The organism is Mycobacterium sp., assembly GCF_032159565.1.
Lineage (GTDB): Bacteria > Actinomycetota > Actinomycetes > Mycobacteriales > Mycobacteriaceae > Mycobacterium.
In genome coordinates, this window is record NZ_JAVHWR010000079.1 from 1 (window position 1) to 17,247 (window position 17,247).

Here is a 17,247-nt window from a genome sequence, read left to right on the forward strand (position 1 = left end):
ACTTCGGTCGGCCGCGCGCCAGCGCTTCCCGGGCGCGGCGCGACCGGCGCGACGGCGGCTCGCCTATTCGGTGCTCAACGACGCGTCGGCGCTGTCCGACTCTCCGTCGGCGAAACCGGCGGTGTAGTCGCTGAGCTGTCGCTCCGTGTCACGGTCGGTCGTCCACCGGGGGCGGCTCTGGCACTGTTTGCGCTGCATGCAGGTCAGACGAGCGGTCGGCCACCACGGTTCCAGTGGTGTGGTCAAATGACCGTCATGGCAGACAAGGGTGGCAGGTCCGGTGCCCGCACCGGGCGGGAGCGAATCCAAAAACTCGCGCAGGCGGCGCTGAATGCGGACGTCACGGTCGACCAGGTCGACGCCGTCCTGGTCGGGCTGGCCGACACGCTCGAGGATCTCAACAAGTCCACCGGCAACCTCGACGCCACCCTGGAACGGTTCAACGACACGATCAGCCGCATCAACGAACTGGCACCACGCCTGAACGCGGTGGTCGACCGCCTCGAGGGCATCGTGGATCGCGTCGAACGGATCGTCGGCATCGGCGAAGCCGCAATCGCGCCCCTTGCCGCAACCGAATCGGCTGTCCGCGGTGCGATCAGTGCGGTGCGCCGGACGACTCGGCTGTAGTGCCGAACAGCGTCCCAACGCCGTCGCCTCCGATCGCCGAGGGCATCGGGCTGCCGTGGGATGTGCCCGTCGACGATGCCGTCGCCACCATCGGCGAGGCACGGGCCCGTCACGGTGACACCTTTGCCGTCGAGAGCGGCGGTGACCGCTATCTGTTCACGTTTTCCCCCATGGGCGTCGAGTCGTTCTACGCCCTGCCCGAGAACAAGGCGAGCAAGGGTGTCGCCGACTACCTGATGCTGCGCCGCAAGCTTCCCGACGAGATCTTCGTCGGCAGGCGCACCCTGCCTGATTCGCTGTTCCGGCGTGACGACGTCGCGTCATACCTGAGCTATCTGCGCCGCGCGCTGGACCAGACCGTCACCGAGCTCGGGTCCGACGGTTCGGTGAACCTGTTCGACCTCACCCGCAGGCTCGGACACCGGATGGGCCTGGCGTCGTGGGCGGGTCCGGGATCGACCGAAGGAGATGCCTTTGAACGGCTGGTGTCGGCATTCGACGCGCTGGACGGCTCCGACGCGTTCGTCCACCCGGATGCGATGGCCGCGGTCGCCGCGTCGGACAAGCGGTCCGAGCGGGCGGCGCTGAATGAGGTCGTCGCAGTGGTGGCGGACGCAGTACGCCGGCTGGACATCCGGCAACGGGCCGACACCTCGCTGTTCGGCAGGATCGTCGGAGCGTGGTCGTCGCAGACGGAGGCTTCGGCCCGGATCCGTGGGATCGGATTGGATGTGGCGCTGATACACATCGCGTCGATGTCCAACCTGATGGCCGCGCTCGGCTGGGCCCTGGTCGATCTTCTCGAGCATCCCGCCGAACTCGACGCTGTCATCGGAGGCGACGGTGAGTTGGCGCAACGCTGCGCGTTGGAAAGCACGAGGCTCGCGCAACGCTCGATCATGTCGCGGGCGGTGCTGGCTCCCGTCGACATCGACACCGGCGATGTGACCTATCGCGTGCCTGCCGGATGGACCATCGCCACCCTGCTGCCGCTGCTCAACACTTCCGTCGCGCCGGACCTGAAGCACTGGGACCCCGCCCGCTGGAACAGGTATCGGCTCGCCGACCAGAGCGCGCTGCCGTCGCCGATGCTGGTCACGGCGTTCGGGCACGGTCGGCACACCTGCCCGGCACAGCCGTTCTCGCTCGCGGCGATGACGTCGGCCATGACTCGGCTTCTCGGCCACTACCGGATGACCCCGCGCTGGACCGACCACCCTCGGCCGGTGCCGGAACAGATCGGCGGGGTGGCGCGTTCGGCCGATCGGTGCCCGGTCGACTACGCGCCGCGTTGAGGACTACCCGCTGTTTCTGAGCGCGGTCGCCAGCCCGCTCATCGTCAGCAGAATGCCGCGCTGAACGAGTTCGTCGTCGTCGCCGGAGCGGTACCGCCGCAACAGTTCCACCTGAAGGTGGTTCAACGGTTCCAGGTACGGGAAACGGTTGAACACCGACCGTGCCAACGCGGGATTGTCGGCAAGCAGGTCGTCGTGCCCGGTGATCGCCTCGTGCATTCGGATGGTGCGGTCGTGCTCGTCGACGATCTTGTCGAACACCCGCCGACGCAGCGCCTCGTCATCGACCAACTCCGCGTAACGCGCCGCCAGGCCCATATCCGACTTCGCGAGCACCTGAGCCATGTTCGACAGCACCGTGCGGAAGAACGGCCACCGCCGGTAGAGATCCTGCAGCAGTTCCAGCCTGCCGTCTTCCTCTGAGATCCACTCCTCGAACGCGGTGCCGGTGCCATACCAGCCCGGCAGCATGACACGCGACTGGCTCCACGCCAGAACCCACGGGATCGCTCGTAGGTCGGAGATCGACGTGGTCGGCTTGCGCGACGTCGGCCTGCTGCCGATGTTCAGCGCGCCGATCTCGCCGACCGGCGTGGACGCCTTGAAGTAGTCGACGAAACCCGGTGTCTCATGGACTAATTCGGCGTAGGCGCGGTGCGCGCGAGCGGCCAGATCGTCGAGCACCTCGTAGGCGGGTTCGGCCTGATCGCCGAGCCCTTCGACATCGAGCAGCGACGCCTCAAGGGTTGCGGCGAGCAGGGTTTCCAGGTTGCGATGCGCGACCCGCGGCTCCGCGTACTTTGCGGCGATGACCTCGCCCTGCTCGGTGAGCCGCAACGACCCGTTCACCGCGCCGGGCGGCTGCGCCCGTATCGCGTCGTAGCTGGGGCCGCCGCCGCGCCCGACGGTGCCGCCGCGACCGTGGAACAGCCGCAACCGGATTCCCGTCTTGCGGGCGGACTCGACGAGGTCGAGCTCGGCGCGGTACAACGCCCAGTTGGCCGCCAGATAGCCGCCGTCCTTGTTGGAGTCGGAGTAGCCGAGCATGACCTCCTGGCTGTCCCCGCGGGAGGCCACCAACGACCGGTACAGCGGAAGGTCAAGCGCCGCTTCGAGAATCGACGAGCCGCGCTGCAGATCGTCGATGGTTTCGAACAGCGGCACGATACTCACCGGGCAGTATGCGTCCGGTCCGGACGCGTCGATAAGGCCTACCTCTTTCAGCAGCACGGCCGCCTCGAGCATGTCCGATACGGACTGGCACATCGAGATGATGTAGTTGGGGACGGCGAGCGGGCCCAAAACGTTGACGGCTCGGGCGGCGGCGCCGCAGATGTCGAGTTCCTTACGTGCGAGCTCGGACAGTTCGGCGCCGTCACCGATCAGCGGCCGCCGGGTGCCGAGCTCGGCCACCAGCAGGTCGACACGGTCGGGTTCGGGCAGCGAACGGTAGTCGGGATGTACGCCCGCCCATGCCAGCAGCTCCGCGACGACTTCCTCGTGCACATCGGAGTTCTGCCGCATATCAAGCCCCGACAGGTGAAAGCCGAAGGTGCGCACGGCTTCCCGTAGCCGCGCGAGCCGGTCGTCGGCCAGTACCGCGCTGCCGTTGGCCCGCAGTGAGCCGTCGACGACGTCCAGATCGGTCAGCAGCTCCCCCGGCGATTCGTAGCGCTCGAGGCCGAGGTGCAACTCGTGCTCGGGCTGGTCGTCGAGCGCCTGCTGGGCGGTGGCGGTGAGCCTGCCGTGGATGACCCGCAGCGCACGCCGGTAGGGCTCGTCGGCGCGTGCCGGCTCCTCGCACGCGTCGGCCAGCGCCACCAGCTCGTCGCTGACCGTGACCAGCCGCGCCGACATCGACAGCTCTTCCTCCAGCGCGGTGATCTCCACGAAGTAGTGCGCGAGCGCGGTGTAGGCGGCGCGGGAGGTGGCCAGGCGGACGACGTCGGAGGTGACGTTCGGGTTACCGTCGCGGTCTCCGCCGATCCACGACCCCGGCCGCAGGATCGGCTCGTCGAGAAGGTGGGCATCCGGCCAGCGAGCCTGAAGCGCTGCGCGCACTTCGGCGTTCACCTTCGGGATGACCTCCAGAAACGCAGCCGGGTAGTAGCGCAGACCGGTTTCGATCTCGTCCCCGATCTTCAACCGGGACAGTCGGATCAACGCGGTCTGCCACAGCGTCAGGATGTTGCGCCGCAGTTCGGTTTCGATGTCGCGACCATCGGCGGTGTGAGTGTGGGAGTGCAGGCGCAACCGCATCAGTTCCGTGATGCGGTGCTGGGTGTCGAAGACCGTGCGGCGTCTGGTCTCGGTGGGGTGCGCGGTGATCACCGGTGACACCAGTGCACCCCTCAGCGTCTCGGCTACGGTCGCGGAGTCCAGCTCCGCGGAATCGAGCTTGTCGTAGGTGGCGGCCAGGCTGCTGTCCTGTGGCGGCTGGCCTGACGCCACGTGGACGGCGCGGCGGCGCTCCCTGTGGATGTCCTCGGCGACGTTCGCCAGCAATGCGAAATGGGTGAACGCGCGGATGACGGGGATGGCCCGGTGGATGTCGATGCCGTCGAACATCCCGGCGAGCTCTGCCCGGTCGATCTCGGAGCGGCGCACCCGGAAGGACTCAACCCGTGCCCGCTCGACGAGGTCGAAGACCTCATCGCCGTTCTGCTCGCGGACCGTATCGCCCAAGATGGTGCCGAGGAGCCGAATGTCTTCCCGCATCGGCTCGGTGGCTTCCCGGCCGACCTTGGTGCGATGCACAGAGCCGATCGGGGCCAGTGAGGTGTCGGGTCCGTCAGCCATTACCCGATTATCGGCGACCGGGAATCAGCCTGCAGGGCGGGACGCCCGTGTCAGATGGCAGCCACCACGATCGTGAGGAGGATCACCAGGAACAGGAGTACGAAAGGGATCGCCACGATGGCAATGGTGATGCCGACGCCGTTGTATTTCTGCGGGCCGACGCCGAGCGAGCCGGCGCTGAATGCCCACATCGGCGCCTTGTACTCGAGTTCGGCGACCTGGCCCGGCCGCACATCGGCCGTCGCGTCCGCAGGACCCATCTTCGGCGGCAGGAAGTACGGCACGTACACGTGCACATGGTGCTGGCCGGCGCGGGCGGGCACGTGCGTGCGCCCCCATCCCGACACCGGTATCTCCTGCCCGTCGACGGCAACCTTCGGCTTGACGAAGAACAACACCCAGGCCAACGGAAAGAATTGGGTGTTCACCGCAATGCCCTCGCCTGCCTGCCCGTACGGGCCCGGCTGCGGGCCATGGTGTTGGGGCGCGGGCGGCTGTCCGTACTGCAGCGGCTGGCGGTATTGCTGCTGCGGATTCGGCGGTGGAGGCGGCTGCGGGCGGTAATGCTGCGGATTCGGCGGTGGCGGCGCCGGACGGTAATGCGGAGGCGGAGGTTGCCGGTACTGCGGTGGTTGGTTGTGCCGATACGGCGGCCCCTGCGGAGTGTTCATATGGCCTTCTCGTGTGACGGGCCCGACACGGGCACTACGTAAAACTGAATCACACAAGTTGCCGCCCCGCTGGAACTGCGGCGTAGGCGCTAGGCGTACTTGATCTGCAAGGCGACGCCGACGATGCAGACAAGCCAGATGCCGGTGATGAACAGTGTCAACCGGTCGAGGTTCTTCTCCACCACGGTCGACCCGGACAGGCTGGACTGAACGCCGCCGCCGAACAGGGTGGACAAGCCGCCACCCTTGGCGCGGTGCAGCAGCACGAGCAGGATCACCAACACACTGGTGACCACCAGCGCAATCTGCAGGCCCAATTCCATGGCCGCCAGATTACAGGTTGAGCGGCCCTGCTAAGGAAGCGGCCCGCCAGCGGCGATTGCCGACAAGGTGGCGAACTGTTCGGCGTCGAGCGACGCGCCCCCGACCAGCGCGCCGTCGACGTCCTCCTGGGCCACGATCTCGCCCACGTTCTTGGCGTTCACCGAGCCGCCGTACAGCAGCCGGATTCCGGCGGCCAACTGGGGGCCGGCCAGCTTGCCGAGTTCCTCGCGGATCGCCTTGCAGACCTCTTGTGCGTCCGCCGCGCTGGCGACGCGGCCGGTGCCGATCGCCCATACGGGTTCGTAGGCGATGACGGCCGCACCGATTTGTTCGGCCGACAGCCCGGCCAAGGAGCCGCGCAGCATCTCGAGGTTGTGTTCGACGTGGTTGCCGGCCTCGCGGACCTCGAGCTGTTCACCGATGCAGACGATCGGCGTCAGCTGGTGCCTGAATGCAGCGGCGGCCTTCGCGGCGACCAGCGAGTCATCTTCGGCGTGGTAGGTGCGGCGTTCGGAGTGGCCGACGATGACGTAAGTGCAGCCCAGCTTGGCCAGGAACGCACCGCTGATGTCGCCGGTGTAGGCGCCCGAATCGTGCTGCGAGAGGTCCTGCGCGCCGTAGGTCAGCCGCAGCTTGTCGCCGTCGACGAGGGTCTGCACACTGCGCAGGTCGGTGAACGGCGGGAGGACGGCGACGTCGACCTTGTCGAAGTACTTGTCGGGCAGCGAGAAGGCGATTTTCTGCACCAGCGCGATCGCTTCGAAATGGTTGAGGTTCATCTTCCAGTTGCCGGCGATCAGCGGCTTGCGGCTCATATCCACCCTTCCAGCAGGTTCAAGATTCCAGCACTTCGATGCCGGGCAGCGTCTTGCCCTCAAGGTATTCCAGAGAAGCCCCGCCACCGGTGGAAATGTGTGAGAAGCCGTCCTCCGGCAGACCGAGTTGACGCACGGCGGCAGCCGAGTCACCGCCGCCGACGACGCTGAACGCGCCCTTCCTCGTCGCGCCGATGATGGCCTCGGCGACGCCCTTGGTGCCGTGGGCGAATGCGGGGAACTCGAACACGCCCATGGGGCCGTTCCAGAAGATGGTCTTGGCATTGGACAGCAGGTTGGTAAACCGCTTCACCGAGCCGGGGCCGATGTCCAGGCCTATCTTGCCGTCGGGAATCTGGTCGGCGGGCACACGCTCCGGCGGGGAGTCCGCCGCGAACTGCTCTGCCACCACGATGTCGACGGGCAGGTGGATGACGTCACCGTAATCCTCCATCAGCTTGCGACAGGTGTCGATCATGCTTTCCTCGAGCAGGGAGTTGCCGACCGAAACACCCTGCGAGGCGAGGAAGGTGAAGCACATACCGCCGCCGATCACCAGACTGTCGGCCTTGGTGGCGAGGTTCTCGATGACCGCCAGCTTGTCGGACACCTTCGAACCGCCGAGCACCACCGCGTAGGGCCGTTCGGTCGAGCTGGTCAGCTGCTCGAGCACCGCGATCTCGGCGGCCACCAGCTTGCCCGCATAGTGCGGCATCAGGGTCGCCACGTCGTAAACCGACGCTTGCTTGCGGTGCAACACCCCGAAGCCGTCGGATACGAAAGCCCCCGGTGAGCCGTCGGGGGCGGCGACGAGTTCGGCCAACTGTCTGGCCAGCGCCAGCCGCTCGTTGTCGTCCTTGCTGGTTTCGCGCGGGTCGAAGCGGATGTTCTCCAGCAACAGGATGTCGCCGTCGGTGAGACCCTCGGCGCGGGCCAGGGCGTCGGTTCCCACCACATCCGCAGCCAGCTGGACGTGGCGGCCCAGCCGCTCCGCCAACGCCTTCGCGACCGGGGCGAGTGAGAACTTCGGGTCGGGACCGTCCTTGGGCCTGCCGAGGTGCGCGGTGACAACGACCTTCGCGCCCGCGTCGGATAGCTCCTTCAACGTGGGTACCGAAGCGGTGATCCGGCCTGGATCGGTGATGTTGCGATCGTCGTCGAGTGGGACGTTCAGGTCGGAGCGGACCAGTATGCCCCGGCCCGAAACCCCTTCTGCAAGAAGGTCATCGAGCGTCTTGATCGGCATCTGACTAGAGCGACTTGCCGACCAGCGCGACCAGGTCCACGAGACGGTTGGAGTAGCCCCACTCGTTGTCGTACCAGGCCACGGTCTTGGCCTGGTTGTCGATCACCTTGGTCAGACCCGAGTCGAAGATGCAGCTGTGCGGGTCGGTGACGATGTCGCTGGACACGATCGGCGCGTCGTAGTACTTGAGGATGCCCTTGAGCGGGCCGTCGGCGGCGGCCTTGAATGCCGCGTTGATCTCGTCGGCGGTGGGCGCCTTCGACAGTTCGGCGGTCAGGTCGGTGCATGAACCGGTGGGGATGGGGACGCGCAGGGCGTAGCCGTCGAGCTTGCCCTTCAGCTCGGGCAGCACCAGGCCGATCGCCTTGGCGGCGCCGGTCGAGGTCGGCACGATGTTCAGCGCGGCGGCGCGGGCGCGACGCAGATCCTTGTGCGGCCCGTCCTGGAGGTTCTGGTCCTGAGTGTAGGCGTGCACGGTGGTCATCAGGCCCCGTACGATGCCGAACTCGTCGTTGAGCACCTTGGCCAGCGGGCCGAGGCAGTTCGTGGTGCACGACGCGTTGGAGATGATGTTCTGGCTGCCGTCGTACTTGTCGTCGTTGACGCCCAGCACGATGGTGAGGTCCTCGCCCTTGGCGGGTGCGGAGATGATCACCTTCTTGGCCCCGGCGTCGAGATGCCCCTTGGCCTTGGCGGCATCGGTGAAGATGCCCGTGGACTCGACGACGACGTCGACGCCGAGGTCGCCCCACGGCAGCGCCGACGGGCCTTCCTTGACCTCGAGTGCCTTGACCTTGGCGTTGCCGATGACGATGGTGTCGTCGCCTTCGAGGCTGATTTCGTCCGGGTAGCGGCCTAGGATCGAGTCGAACTTGAGCAGGTGCGCCAGGGTGGCGTTGTCGGTGAGGTCATTGACCGCGATGACCTCGATGTCGGTGCTCTTGCCCTCGGCCTTCTGCGCCGCCAGCGCCCGGTAGAAGTTGCGGCCGATTCGACCGAAGCCGTTCACGCCAACCCGGATCGTCACTTGTCTCTCCCTTTTTCGCCGTGCTGCTCACAGGCAAGCGTAGTGGTGTGAGTGGCGTCACGCGCAGACTGGTCAGAGCATGCCGAGGCTCTGGTCGGTGTAGGGATTACCCAGCCATTTGCGACGGATTCGCTGCAGCGTGCCGACCTCTTCCAGCTCGGCCTGGGCGACACTGATTCTGGCCAGAAGTTCCTGGTCGCCGAGGCCGACCGCGACTGCGATGTCCTCGGTGGAAATGCCCTGCTGCACGACCTCGACATCGGCGATCGGCTTGACGAGTTCGGTGAGCACAGGGGCCAGCTTCATGAATGCATCGCACCCGCCTGCGGTGAGGTCGGCGAGGGCTGCGCGGATGCTCCCGTAGTCGTAGACCTTGATCCCGGCTGCCCTGCCGTCGGCCACGAGCTGCTCGGCGATCGAGAGGCTGGTGTTGCCGTGCTGCACGCCGATGGTCAGACCTTCGAGATCGTCGACCGAGCGCACGGTCGGCAGCCTGCGGGTGTTCACGGCGAGCGACTGACCGCTGATCAAGTAGGGAGGGACGAATTCCGCCTTCTTCTCCCGATCGGGCGTCACGGTCGTTCCCGCGGCGACACAGTCGAAGTCCTTGGCGTTCAGCGCGTCGAAGATGCCGTTGAAGTCGGCGCCTTCGTAGGGGATGAATTCGATGCGCATGCCGAGCTTGTCGGCGACCGCGGTCATCAGGTCGACATCAAGTCCACCGCCGTCCGGCATGCCGTTGAATGGAGGATCGGGGTAGGCCGCGCCGACTCTCAGTGTCTGCATGCGCTCACGGTAGTTGTTCGAGCTCGCCTCGCACTCGGTCGATCTGCTCGTAGGCGTAGGACACCATCGCGGCCATCGTCATCGCCTCACCTTCGTGGGCAAGCCGCCCGTACGTTTCTTCGCCCAGTACCTCCCGCAGATGCGGGAGCCCGTCATTGAATTCGGCAACCGAGGGCGCGGCCGTTGGACTGACGGATGCGAATCCACCGATGATGGCCGCAGGCTCGTAGTCGCCGCGACGGTCGAGCAACGTCATGAAAAGGCCAAGCGCGGCGCGGATCTGGGCGATGCTGCCCGCGTCGAAGTAGTTACCGATAGCGAGCCTGAGGTTGTCCAACGGCCCGGATTGGTCGCCCTCGACACGGCCCAATGTCATCGCCAGGGTCATCGCCAGATACGAGACGTTGGCCTTATTGCCGCTCTCCTGGGCGATCACCAGCCCTCGGCGCAGGCTGTCAATTACCCCAAGAGGATTCTTCATGCTGCTCGCCATGGCGAAGGCGAGCAGAGCAAAGGAGATCGCATACGGATTGTCCGTCCGCTCGGCGGCTTCGACGAGGCCGTCCGCGAGCGATTGCGCTTCCCCATCCCGACCCGCCGAGAGCAGGGCGATGACCACGCATGCCCTGCTGAGCTCGAACGGGTCACGACCCAGCTCCATTTGCCGTCGGTAGTGAGCGATATAGCGGTCCGGCTCGTCGATGGCGGAGTAGACCGCACCGAGCCACAGCGCCTCGAGGCCGAAAGGCGCTGCGACCGAATCGTGGTGCATCACCGATTCGGCGATGCCGTTATAGCGGAGAGCATCATCGGCGCGGCCGAACATCTAGCACACCGACGCAACTGCGCACGATGAGACGAGCCTCGGATGGTTCTTGGCTTGTAACGGTTCGATGATCTCTTCGGCCCAGGTAACCGGCTCGAAATTCTCGACCAAGATACCGAACCAACCCGCCAACGTCACGATGGCAGCTGCGCTGTCGAGGTCCTTCTGGTCGGCGGCCCATCGAAACGCGGTGCGCAGATTGGCCAGCTCGGTGGCAAACCAGTCGTACGCCTCCCGCTGTCGGGGACTGTCCCATATCGCAAGCATGTCGGCTTCCCGGCCAGCGAAATAGAGCGCGTGCGCCGCGCGCACATCGTTCGCCTCGCCCCTGGCGGCGAGTTGCTCCTCGGCGAACTGGCGGATCGTCTCCAGCATCGAGAAACGTGTTCGGCCGGACGAGCGGTCAGCGACCAGCAGTGACTTCCGCACCAAGGCGTCCAACAAGTCGATCGCGGCGAAGTCGTCAGCTAAACCTGCGATGGCACAGGCGCTTTGGTGGTCGAATCCCCCGGCGAACACTGAACATCTCTCCAGCAGCACCCTTTCCTCATCAGCGAGAAGGTCGTAGGACCACTGAACGGCGTGACGCAGTGTCTGGTGGCGTTCCAGGCCGCGGCGGGATCCGACGAGCAGCCGGAAACGCTGATCGAGACGGTCACGTACCTCGCCTGCGGTCATCGACGCCATCCGCGACGCCGCCAACTCGACGGCCAACGGGATGCCGTCGAGGCGACGGCAGATGTCTTCGATCGTCGCCGCCTCGTCCTCCGTAAAGCTTTGCGTAACACTGCGAGCGCGCTCGACGAAGAGGTCTGCCGCCGTTGATATCTCCAGCGATCGGACCCGCCACACCTGCTCGTCGGCGGCTCCAAGCCCTTCGCGGCTGGTTGCCAGGACTTTGAGCGTCGGCGATTGCCCGAGGACGGCGTCGACCAGATCGGCCGCGGCATCGAGGACGTGCTCACAATTGTCGAACACCAGCAACCGAGTTCTGCCTTCGAGGCCCGCGGCCACCGACTCCGCGAGGGTCTTACCAGGCTGCTGCGTGATGCCGAGCACCGATGCCACCGCGCCGGGTACGGCTGCCGGATCGGTCACTGCCGCAAGCTCGAAAAGCCATATGCCGTCTGGAAATTCGTCACCCAACTGTGTAGCGGCTTCCAGGGCCAGTCGGGTCTTGCCGACGCCGCCGACACCGGTCAGGGTAATCAGCCGATGACTGCGGACGGCGTCTTTGATCTCGGCGACTTCCGCATCGCGTCCGATGAAGCTCGTCGTCGCCTGCCGTAGGTTGCCCGGGCTGGTGTCGAGTGCACGCAGCGGCGGGAACTCCTGGCGTAGACCTGGTGCGCGGACTTGAAACAAGCCGACCGGTGCCGGTACATCGCGAAGTCGCCGCGGTCCCAGATCGGAAAGGTCCACGCCACTGACCAAGGAAGCCGTCGAGTCCGCCACCAAGATCTGTCCGCCATGCCCTGCCGCCATCACCCGGGCCGCGCGGTTGAGCACCGCGCCGAAGTAATCGCCGTCCGCAAGCGTCGCCTCACCGGTGGCTATCCCCATCCGCACCGGCAAATCCAACTCTCGCTGCGCCGCAATCGCCGCATCCAATGCGGACGTGGGCGATGCGAACGCCGCGATCACACCGTCACCGGTGTGCTTGAAAAGGAAACCGCCGTGCGCTTCGATCGCTCTGCGCATAACGGCATCGTGTGCGGCAAGCGCCGAGCGCATCGCGCCCGCGTCGGACTCCCACCGACGGGTCGAACCCTCGATGTCGGTGAACAGGAACGTCACCACCCCGGATGGAGCCGACATTCGCACAGGATCGCACAAAAGATTGCGCCTATGGTCGTGCTCAGCACGAAATCACGACCGCCAGTGCAATTTCAAGCTTGTGCTAGGCGTCGTCGAGCAGATCCGGGGTGACGGCCGACTCGGTGTCGGGAATTCCCTCTTGTTTGGCCTTGCGGTCGGCCATCGACAGCAGCCGCCGAATACGGCCTGCCACAGCGTCTTTCGTCATCACCGGGTCGGCCAGCCTGCCGAGCTCCTCGAGCGACGCCTGCCGGTGTTCGACCCGCAATTTGCCGGCGGCGGCGAGGTGGTCCGGAACGGAGTCGCCGAGGATGGCCAATGCCCGCTCGACCCGAGCGGCAGCCGCCACCGCGGCCCTGGCCGATCGCCGCAGGTTCGCGTCGTCGAAGTTCGCCAGCCGGTTCGCGGTCGCTCGCACCTCGCGGCGCATCCGGCGCTCTTCCCACGTCAGCCTGGTGTCCTGGGCGCCCATCCGGGTCAGCAACGCGCCGATGGCCTCTCCGTCGCGCACGACGACGCGGTCGGCGCCGCGGACCTCGCGCGCCTTGGCGCTCACACCGAGCCGTCGCGCGGCACCCACCAGGGCCAGCGCGGCCTCTGGTCCCGGGCAACTGACTTCCAGTGCGGATGACCGACCGGGTTCTGTCAGCGAACCGTGAGCCAAAAACGCGCCGCGCCAGGCCGCCTCCGCGTCGGCTACGCTGCCGCCGACCACCTGTGCGGGCAGACCGCGCACCGGACGGCCACGGAGATCAAGAAGTCCGGTCTGGCGCGCCAGCGCTTCGCCGTCCTTGGCGACACGAACCACATACCGGGTGTTCTTGCGAATCCCGCTGGCGGACAACACATGAACGACGGCGTTGTACCCGTACAGGTCGAAGATGTCCTTCCGAAGCCGACGCGCGATGATCCCTAGATCCACCTCGGCCTCGACCACGACACGGCCCGAAACGATGTGCAGGCCTCCGGCGAACCGCAGCAACGACGCCACCTCGGCACGGCGCGCACTGACCGAATTGACAACAAGACGGCTCAGCTCGTCCTTGACCTCGGCTGTCATCGCCACTGGTCGTCACCTCTCGGTCCGTAAACTGTTCGGGCGGGTGCGGAGGTCGTCGGCTGCTGGAGATTCCCACCGGGTCCCGTCCCACGCAGACGGACCCCCTCCAACGCCGCGGCCAACCTCGCCGGGTCATGTAAAGGTGTACCAGGTCGAGACACCTCAGCAAACTGAACTGCAGCACCCAGTATCGTGGCGGTCCGACTGAGCTGCTCGCGCTCCCGCTCACCAGGCACGCGAGATGCGTCGACGACGATCTCGTTCACCGTGAAACCCGGCGCATGCTGGGACAGCACATGGATATGCCGTTCGACTGAGAAACCCGCCGTCTCCCCCGGCTCCGCCACCAGGTTCAGCACCAATGCACGTCGAGCGGAGGTGGCCTGCAACGCGGCCCTCAACTCCGGCACCAGGACGTGCGGAATCACACTGGTGAACCACGAGCCGGGGCCGAGCACCACGAGGTCGGCGTTCATGATCGCGTCCACCGCCTGGCGAGTGGCCGGCGGGTCGCTGGGCAGCAGCCGCACCCTGCGCACCTTGCCCGGCGTGGTGGCGATCGCCACCTGGCCGCGGATCACCCGGCTCATTCGCGGATCCGATTCAAGCCCTGCGACATCCGCCTCGATCTGCAGTGCGATCGGGCACATCGGCAGCACCCGGCCCTTGACACCGAGAATGCGGCCCAATTCGTCAAGCGCCGCAACGGGATCGGCGAGCACTTCGTTGAGGCCCGCCATCAACAGGTTGCCGATGGGATGGCCTGCCAGCGCGCCGCTGCCGCCGAACCTGTGCTGAAGAATCGTCGCCCACAGCCGGCCGTGCGGGCTGTCGGACGCCAGAGCCGCCAATGCCATTCGCAGATCGCCGGGCGGCACCACGTCGAGCTCGCTGCGCAGCCGCCCCGATGAACCGCCGTCATCGGCAACCGTGACCACGGCGGTGACATGCGGGGTGAGCCTGCGGGCGGCCGACAACGTGGCATAGAGCCCGTGGCCGCCGCCCAGTGCGACGACGCGCGAATTCATTCGCGGCCCAGGTCTCGGTGCAGCACTCGCACCGTGAGTTGGTCACCGCCCTGCAGTCGTCCGGCCAGCGCCTCTGCCATCGCGACGCTGCGATGCTTGCCGCCGGTGCAGCCGATGGCAACGGTCATGTAGCGCTTCCCCTCCCGGCGGTAGCCCTCGATGACGAGGTCCAGTAGTCGATGGTAGGTCTCGAGAAACTCCGCCGCGCCCGGCTGCCCCAACACGTACTCGCGCACGGCGGGATGCTGCCCGGTGTGCCTGCGGAGTTCGTCCACCCAGTGCGGGTTCGGCAGGAATCGGACATCCATCACCGTGTCGGCATCCATCGGTAATCCGTACTTGTAGCCGAAGGACTCCACGGTCACGCTGGTGTAGGCGACGGTCTCGCCCCCGAAAGCGCTCTCGATGCTCTCCCGCAGCGCAGGTACGGGCAACGTCGAGGTGTCGATGATCAGGTCGGCGGTCGCGCGCACCGGCGCCAGCATGGCGCGCTCGGCGGCGATGCCCTCGGCGAGTGTCTGGTTGCCCTGCAGCGGGTGGCTGCGCCGGTTCTGCTCGTAGCGCCGCACCAGAATGTCGTCGGAGGCCTCCAAGAACAAGACTCGCGGTGCGATGTCACGCGTCGCCAAATCCTTGCGCACCCAGTCCAAGTCGCCGGTAAAACCACGCGATCGCACGTCCATCACCACGGCCAGCTGGGTGATTCGCGAGCCCGCCGCAAGACCCAGGTCGACCATGCGGGCGATGAGCTCGGGCGGCAGATTGTCTGCGACATACCACCCGAGGTCTTCGAGCACCTTGGCCGCGGTGCCGCGACCCGCACCGGAAAGACCCGTGACGAGGACGACGTCGATGCCCGATTCCGCGCCCGTACCGCGGGTCGCATCGTCCTGCCCCCGCAAATCCTCACCCGCGCCTTCGTCCGTCATCCCGATGCCCTGGTCTGATCATTGCCGATCGCCGAGGCGGGCGCTGACGATTCGGCGGCTACGCCCAGCGCCTCCAGGACGGCTCTTGCGGTCGTCAGACCGATGCCCGGCACAGTGGTGATCTCCTCGACGCTGGCCTGCTTCAGCCGGGCCACCGACCCGAAGTGCGTGACCAGCGCCTTTCGCCGATGCTCCCCCAACCCGGGCACCGAGTCCAGTGCCGACGCCGTCATCCGCTTGGACCGCTTGCTGCGGTGGTAGGTGATCGCGAAGCGGTGCGCCTCGTCTCGCACCCGCTGCAACAGGAAAAGCCCTTCGCTGTTGCGGGGCATGATCACCGGGTCGGGTTCCGACGGCACCCACACCTCCTCCAGCCGCTTGGCCAGCCCGATGACGGCCACGTCGGAGACGCCGAGCTCCTCGAGGACCGCCGCCGCCGCGTTGACCTGCGGGGCGCCGCCATCGACCACATACAGGTTGGGCGGATAGGCGAACTTGCGCGACTTCCCTTCCGCGGTAAGCACACTGGTGTGCTGCAGATCGGATACGTGCCGCGCGAACCGACGCCGCGTCACCTCCGCGATGGATGCCACGTCGTCGGAGCGCCCGCCGCCCGCCGCCTCGCGGATCGCGTAGTGGCGGTAGTCGGATTTGCGTGGCAGGCCGTCCTCGAACACCACGAGCGACGCCACCACATCGGTGCCCTGGACGTGGCTGATGTCGACGCATTCGATGCGCAGCGGCGCATCGGCCAGCCCGAGAGCCTCCTGAATACTTTGCAGTGCAGCAGATCTCGCGGTGAAGTCGCCTGCCCGCTTGAGCTTGTGCTGCGCCAGCGCACCTTGCGCGTTGCGTTTGACCGTTTCGGCGAGCGCCCGCTTGTCGCCGCGCCTCGGCACCCGAAGCGCCACCCGTGATCCGCGCAGCCCGCACAGCCAGGTCTCGAGTTCGTCGGCGTTGGGCGGCAGCACGGGAACCAGGATCTGACGTGGCACCGGGTTGGTCGACTCGTCGGCCGCGCCGCCCAACTCAGCCTGATCCCCGTAGAACTGGGTGAGGAACTGCTCGACGAGGTGCCCTTGGCCGGAATCCTCGGGATCGCCGGACTTTTCGACTATCCAGCCGCGCTGGCCGCGCACTCGCCCGCCGCGAACGTGGAACACCTGCACGGCCGCCTCGAGGTCGTCGTCGGCGAAGGCCACCACGTCTGCGTCGGTGCCGTCGCCGAAGACGACCGTCTGCTTCTCCAGTGCTCGTTTGAGGGCGCCGATGTTGTCCCGCAGCCGTGCCGCCCGCTCGAAGTCGAGCTGCTCGGCGGCCTTGTTCATCTCGCGTTCCATATCGCGCGCCAGCCGGTCGGTTTTGCCTGCCAGGAAGTCGCAGAAGTCGAGCACGATCTTCCTGTGTTCTTCTGCGGACACCCTCCCGATGCACGGCGCCGAACACTTGTCGATGTATCCCAACAGGCACGGCCGGTCGATCTGCTTGTGGCGCTTGAACACTCCAGCCGAACACGTTCGAGCCGGAAACACCCGGGTGAGCAGATCGAGTGTCTCGCGGATGGCCCAGGCATGCGAGTAGGGCCCGAAGTACCGGACGCCTTTGCGGCGCGGCCCGCGGTAGACCATCAGCCGCGGATACTCCTCGTTGAGCGTGACGGCCAGCACTGGGTAGGACTTGTCGTCGCGGTAACGGATGTTGAACCGCGGATCGAACTCCTTGATCCAGTTGTATTCGAGCTGCAGGGCCTCGACTTCGGTGGACACCACCGTCCACTCGACGCTGCCCGCGGACATCACCATCTGGCGTGTCCGGGGCGCCAACCCGGAGATATCGGCGAAGTAGGAGTTCAGCCGGCTGCGCAGGCTCTTGGCCTTGCCGACGTAGATGACCCGGCCGTGCGGATCGCGGAACCGGTAAACGCCGGGTTCGACGGGGATCGACCCTGGCGCGGGTCGGTACGTCGCTGGATCGGGCACGGATTCCAGGTTAC

15 protein-coding genes are annotated in these 17,247 nt (G+C 66.5%); 2 read left to right on the top strand and 13 right to left on the bottom strand.

Translation table 11 applies throughout. The features are described 5' to 3' along the window. Nucleotides 1–255: 255 nt before the first annotated feature. Together QOC76_RS09640 and QOC76_RS09645 are read left to right on the top strand one after the other, a co-directional pair. Nucleotides 256–630: an ATPase gene (locus tag QOC76_RS09640; RefSeq protein ID WP_526356636.1), complete on the top strand. Its 375-nt coding sequence runs from the start codon at nt 256–258 to the stop codon at nt 628–630. Next, on the top strand, nt 630–1,925 hold the full coding sequence (locus tag QOC76_RS09645; protein ID WP_526356604.1) for a cytochrome P450: 1,296 nt from the start codon (nt 630–632) through the stop codon (nt 1,923–1,925). The genes QOC76_RS09640 and QOC76_RS09645 overlap by 1 nt, the downstream gene beginning before the upstream one ends. Nucleotides 1,926–1,928: 3 nt before the next feature. On the opposite strand, the gene ppc is transcribed toward QOC76_RS09645, so the two are convergent. From ppc to uvrC, 13 genes are all read right to left on the bottom strand, one after another. Continuing rightward, a complete protein-coding gene (gene ppc / locus QOC76_RS09650) occupies nt 1,929–4,724 on the bottom strand; it encodes a phosphoenolpyruvate carboxylase (protein ID WP_526356605.1) in 2,796 nt (931 codons plus the stop codon). Between the two features lie 50 nt (nt 4,725–4,774). Then, nucleotides 4,775–5,395, bottom strand: coding sequence for a hypothetical protein (locus QOC76_RS09655; RefSeq protein WP_526356606.1), 621 nt, complete (start codon nt 5,393–5,395; stop codon nt 4,775–4,777). An 89-nt stretch (nt 5,396–5,484) separates the two neighbouring features. Beyond that, nucleotides 5,485–5,718 (bottom strand): preprotein translocase subunit SecG, encoded by a 234-nt coding sequence (secG, locus tag QOC76_RS09660; protein WP_526356607.1) that lies wholly within the window; start codon nt 5,716–5,718, stop codon nt 5,485–5,487. A gap of 30 nt (nt 5,719–5,748) precedes the next feature. After that, nucleotides 5,749–6,534 carry a triose-phosphate isomerase gene (tpiA, locus tag QOC76_RS09665; RefSeq protein ID WP_526356608.1) on the bottom strand — a complete coding sequence of 262 codons (786 nt, stop codon included), beginning with the start codon at nt 6,532–6,534 and terminating at the stop codon, nt 5,749–5,751. A 19-nt stretch (nt 6,535–6,553) separates the two neighbouring features. After that, nucleotides 6,554–7,780, bottom strand: a complete 1,227-nt coding sequence (locus QOC76_RS09670) for a phosphoglycerate kinase (protein WP_526356609.1) — start codon at nt 7,778–7,780, stop codon at nt 6,554–6,556. 4 nt (nt 7,781–7,784) lie between these two features. Then, entirely contained in the window at nt 7,785–8,807 is a 1,023-nt protein-coding gene (gap, locus tag QOC76_RS09675; RefSeq protein WP_526356610.1) for a type I glyceraldehyde-3-phosphate dehydrogenase, read from the bottom strand. A 72-nt stretch (nt 8,808–8,879) separates the two neighbouring features. Beyond that, nucleotides 8,880–9,593, bottom strand: a complete 714-nt coding sequence (locus QOC76_RS09680) for an ABC transporter substrate-binding protein (RefSeq protein ID WP_526356611.1) — start codon at nt 9,591–9,593, stop codon at nt 8,880–8,882. 4 nt (nt 9,594–9,597) lie between these two features. Next, the gene (locus tag QOC76_RS09685) at nt 9,598–10,419 is read right to left on the bottom strand and encodes a hypothetical protein (RefSeq protein ID WP_526356612.1); all 822 of its coding nucleotides are present in this window, start codon (nt 10,417–10,419) and stop codon (nt 9,598–9,600) included. Then, the gene (locus QOC76_RS09690) at nt 10,420–12,237 is read right to left on the bottom strand and encodes an ATP-binding protein (protein ID WP_526356613.1); all 1,818 of its coding nucleotides are present in this window, start codon (nt 12,235–12,237) and stop codon (nt 10,420–10,422) included. Nucleotides 12,238–12,319: 82 nt separating this feature from the next. Further along, the gene (gene whiA / locus QOC76_RS09695; protein ID WP_526356614.1) at nt 12,320–13,303 is read right to left on the bottom strand and encodes a DNA-binding protein WhiA; all 984 of its coding nucleotides are present in this window, start codon (nt 13,301–13,303) and stop codon (nt 12,320–12,322) included. After that, nucleotides 13,294–14,325 carry a gluconeogenesis factor YvcK family protein gene (locus QOC76_RS09700; protein WP_526356615.1) on the bottom strand — a complete coding sequence of 344 codons (1,032 nt, stop codon included), beginning with the start codon at nt 14,323–14,325 and terminating at the stop codon, nt 13,294–13,296. Before QOC76_RS09700 ends, whiA begins: the two co-directional genes overlap by 10 nt. Continuing rightward, a complete protein-coding gene (gene rapZ / locus QOC76_RS09705; protein WP_526356616.1) occupies nt 14,322–15,254 on the bottom strand; it encodes an RNase adapter RapZ in 933 nt (310 codons plus the stop codon). Before rapZ ends, QOC76_RS09700 begins: the two co-directional genes overlap by 4 nt. Next, complete coding sequence (uvrC, locus tag QOC76_RS09710) at nt 15,251–17,233, bottom strand: excinuclease ABC subunit UvrC (protein ID WP_526356617.1); 1,983 nt, start codon at nt 17,231–17,233, stop codon at nt 15,251–15,253. Before uvrC ends, rapZ begins: the two co-directional genes overlap by 4 nt. Nucleotides 17,234–17,247 lie beyond the last annotated feature (14 nt).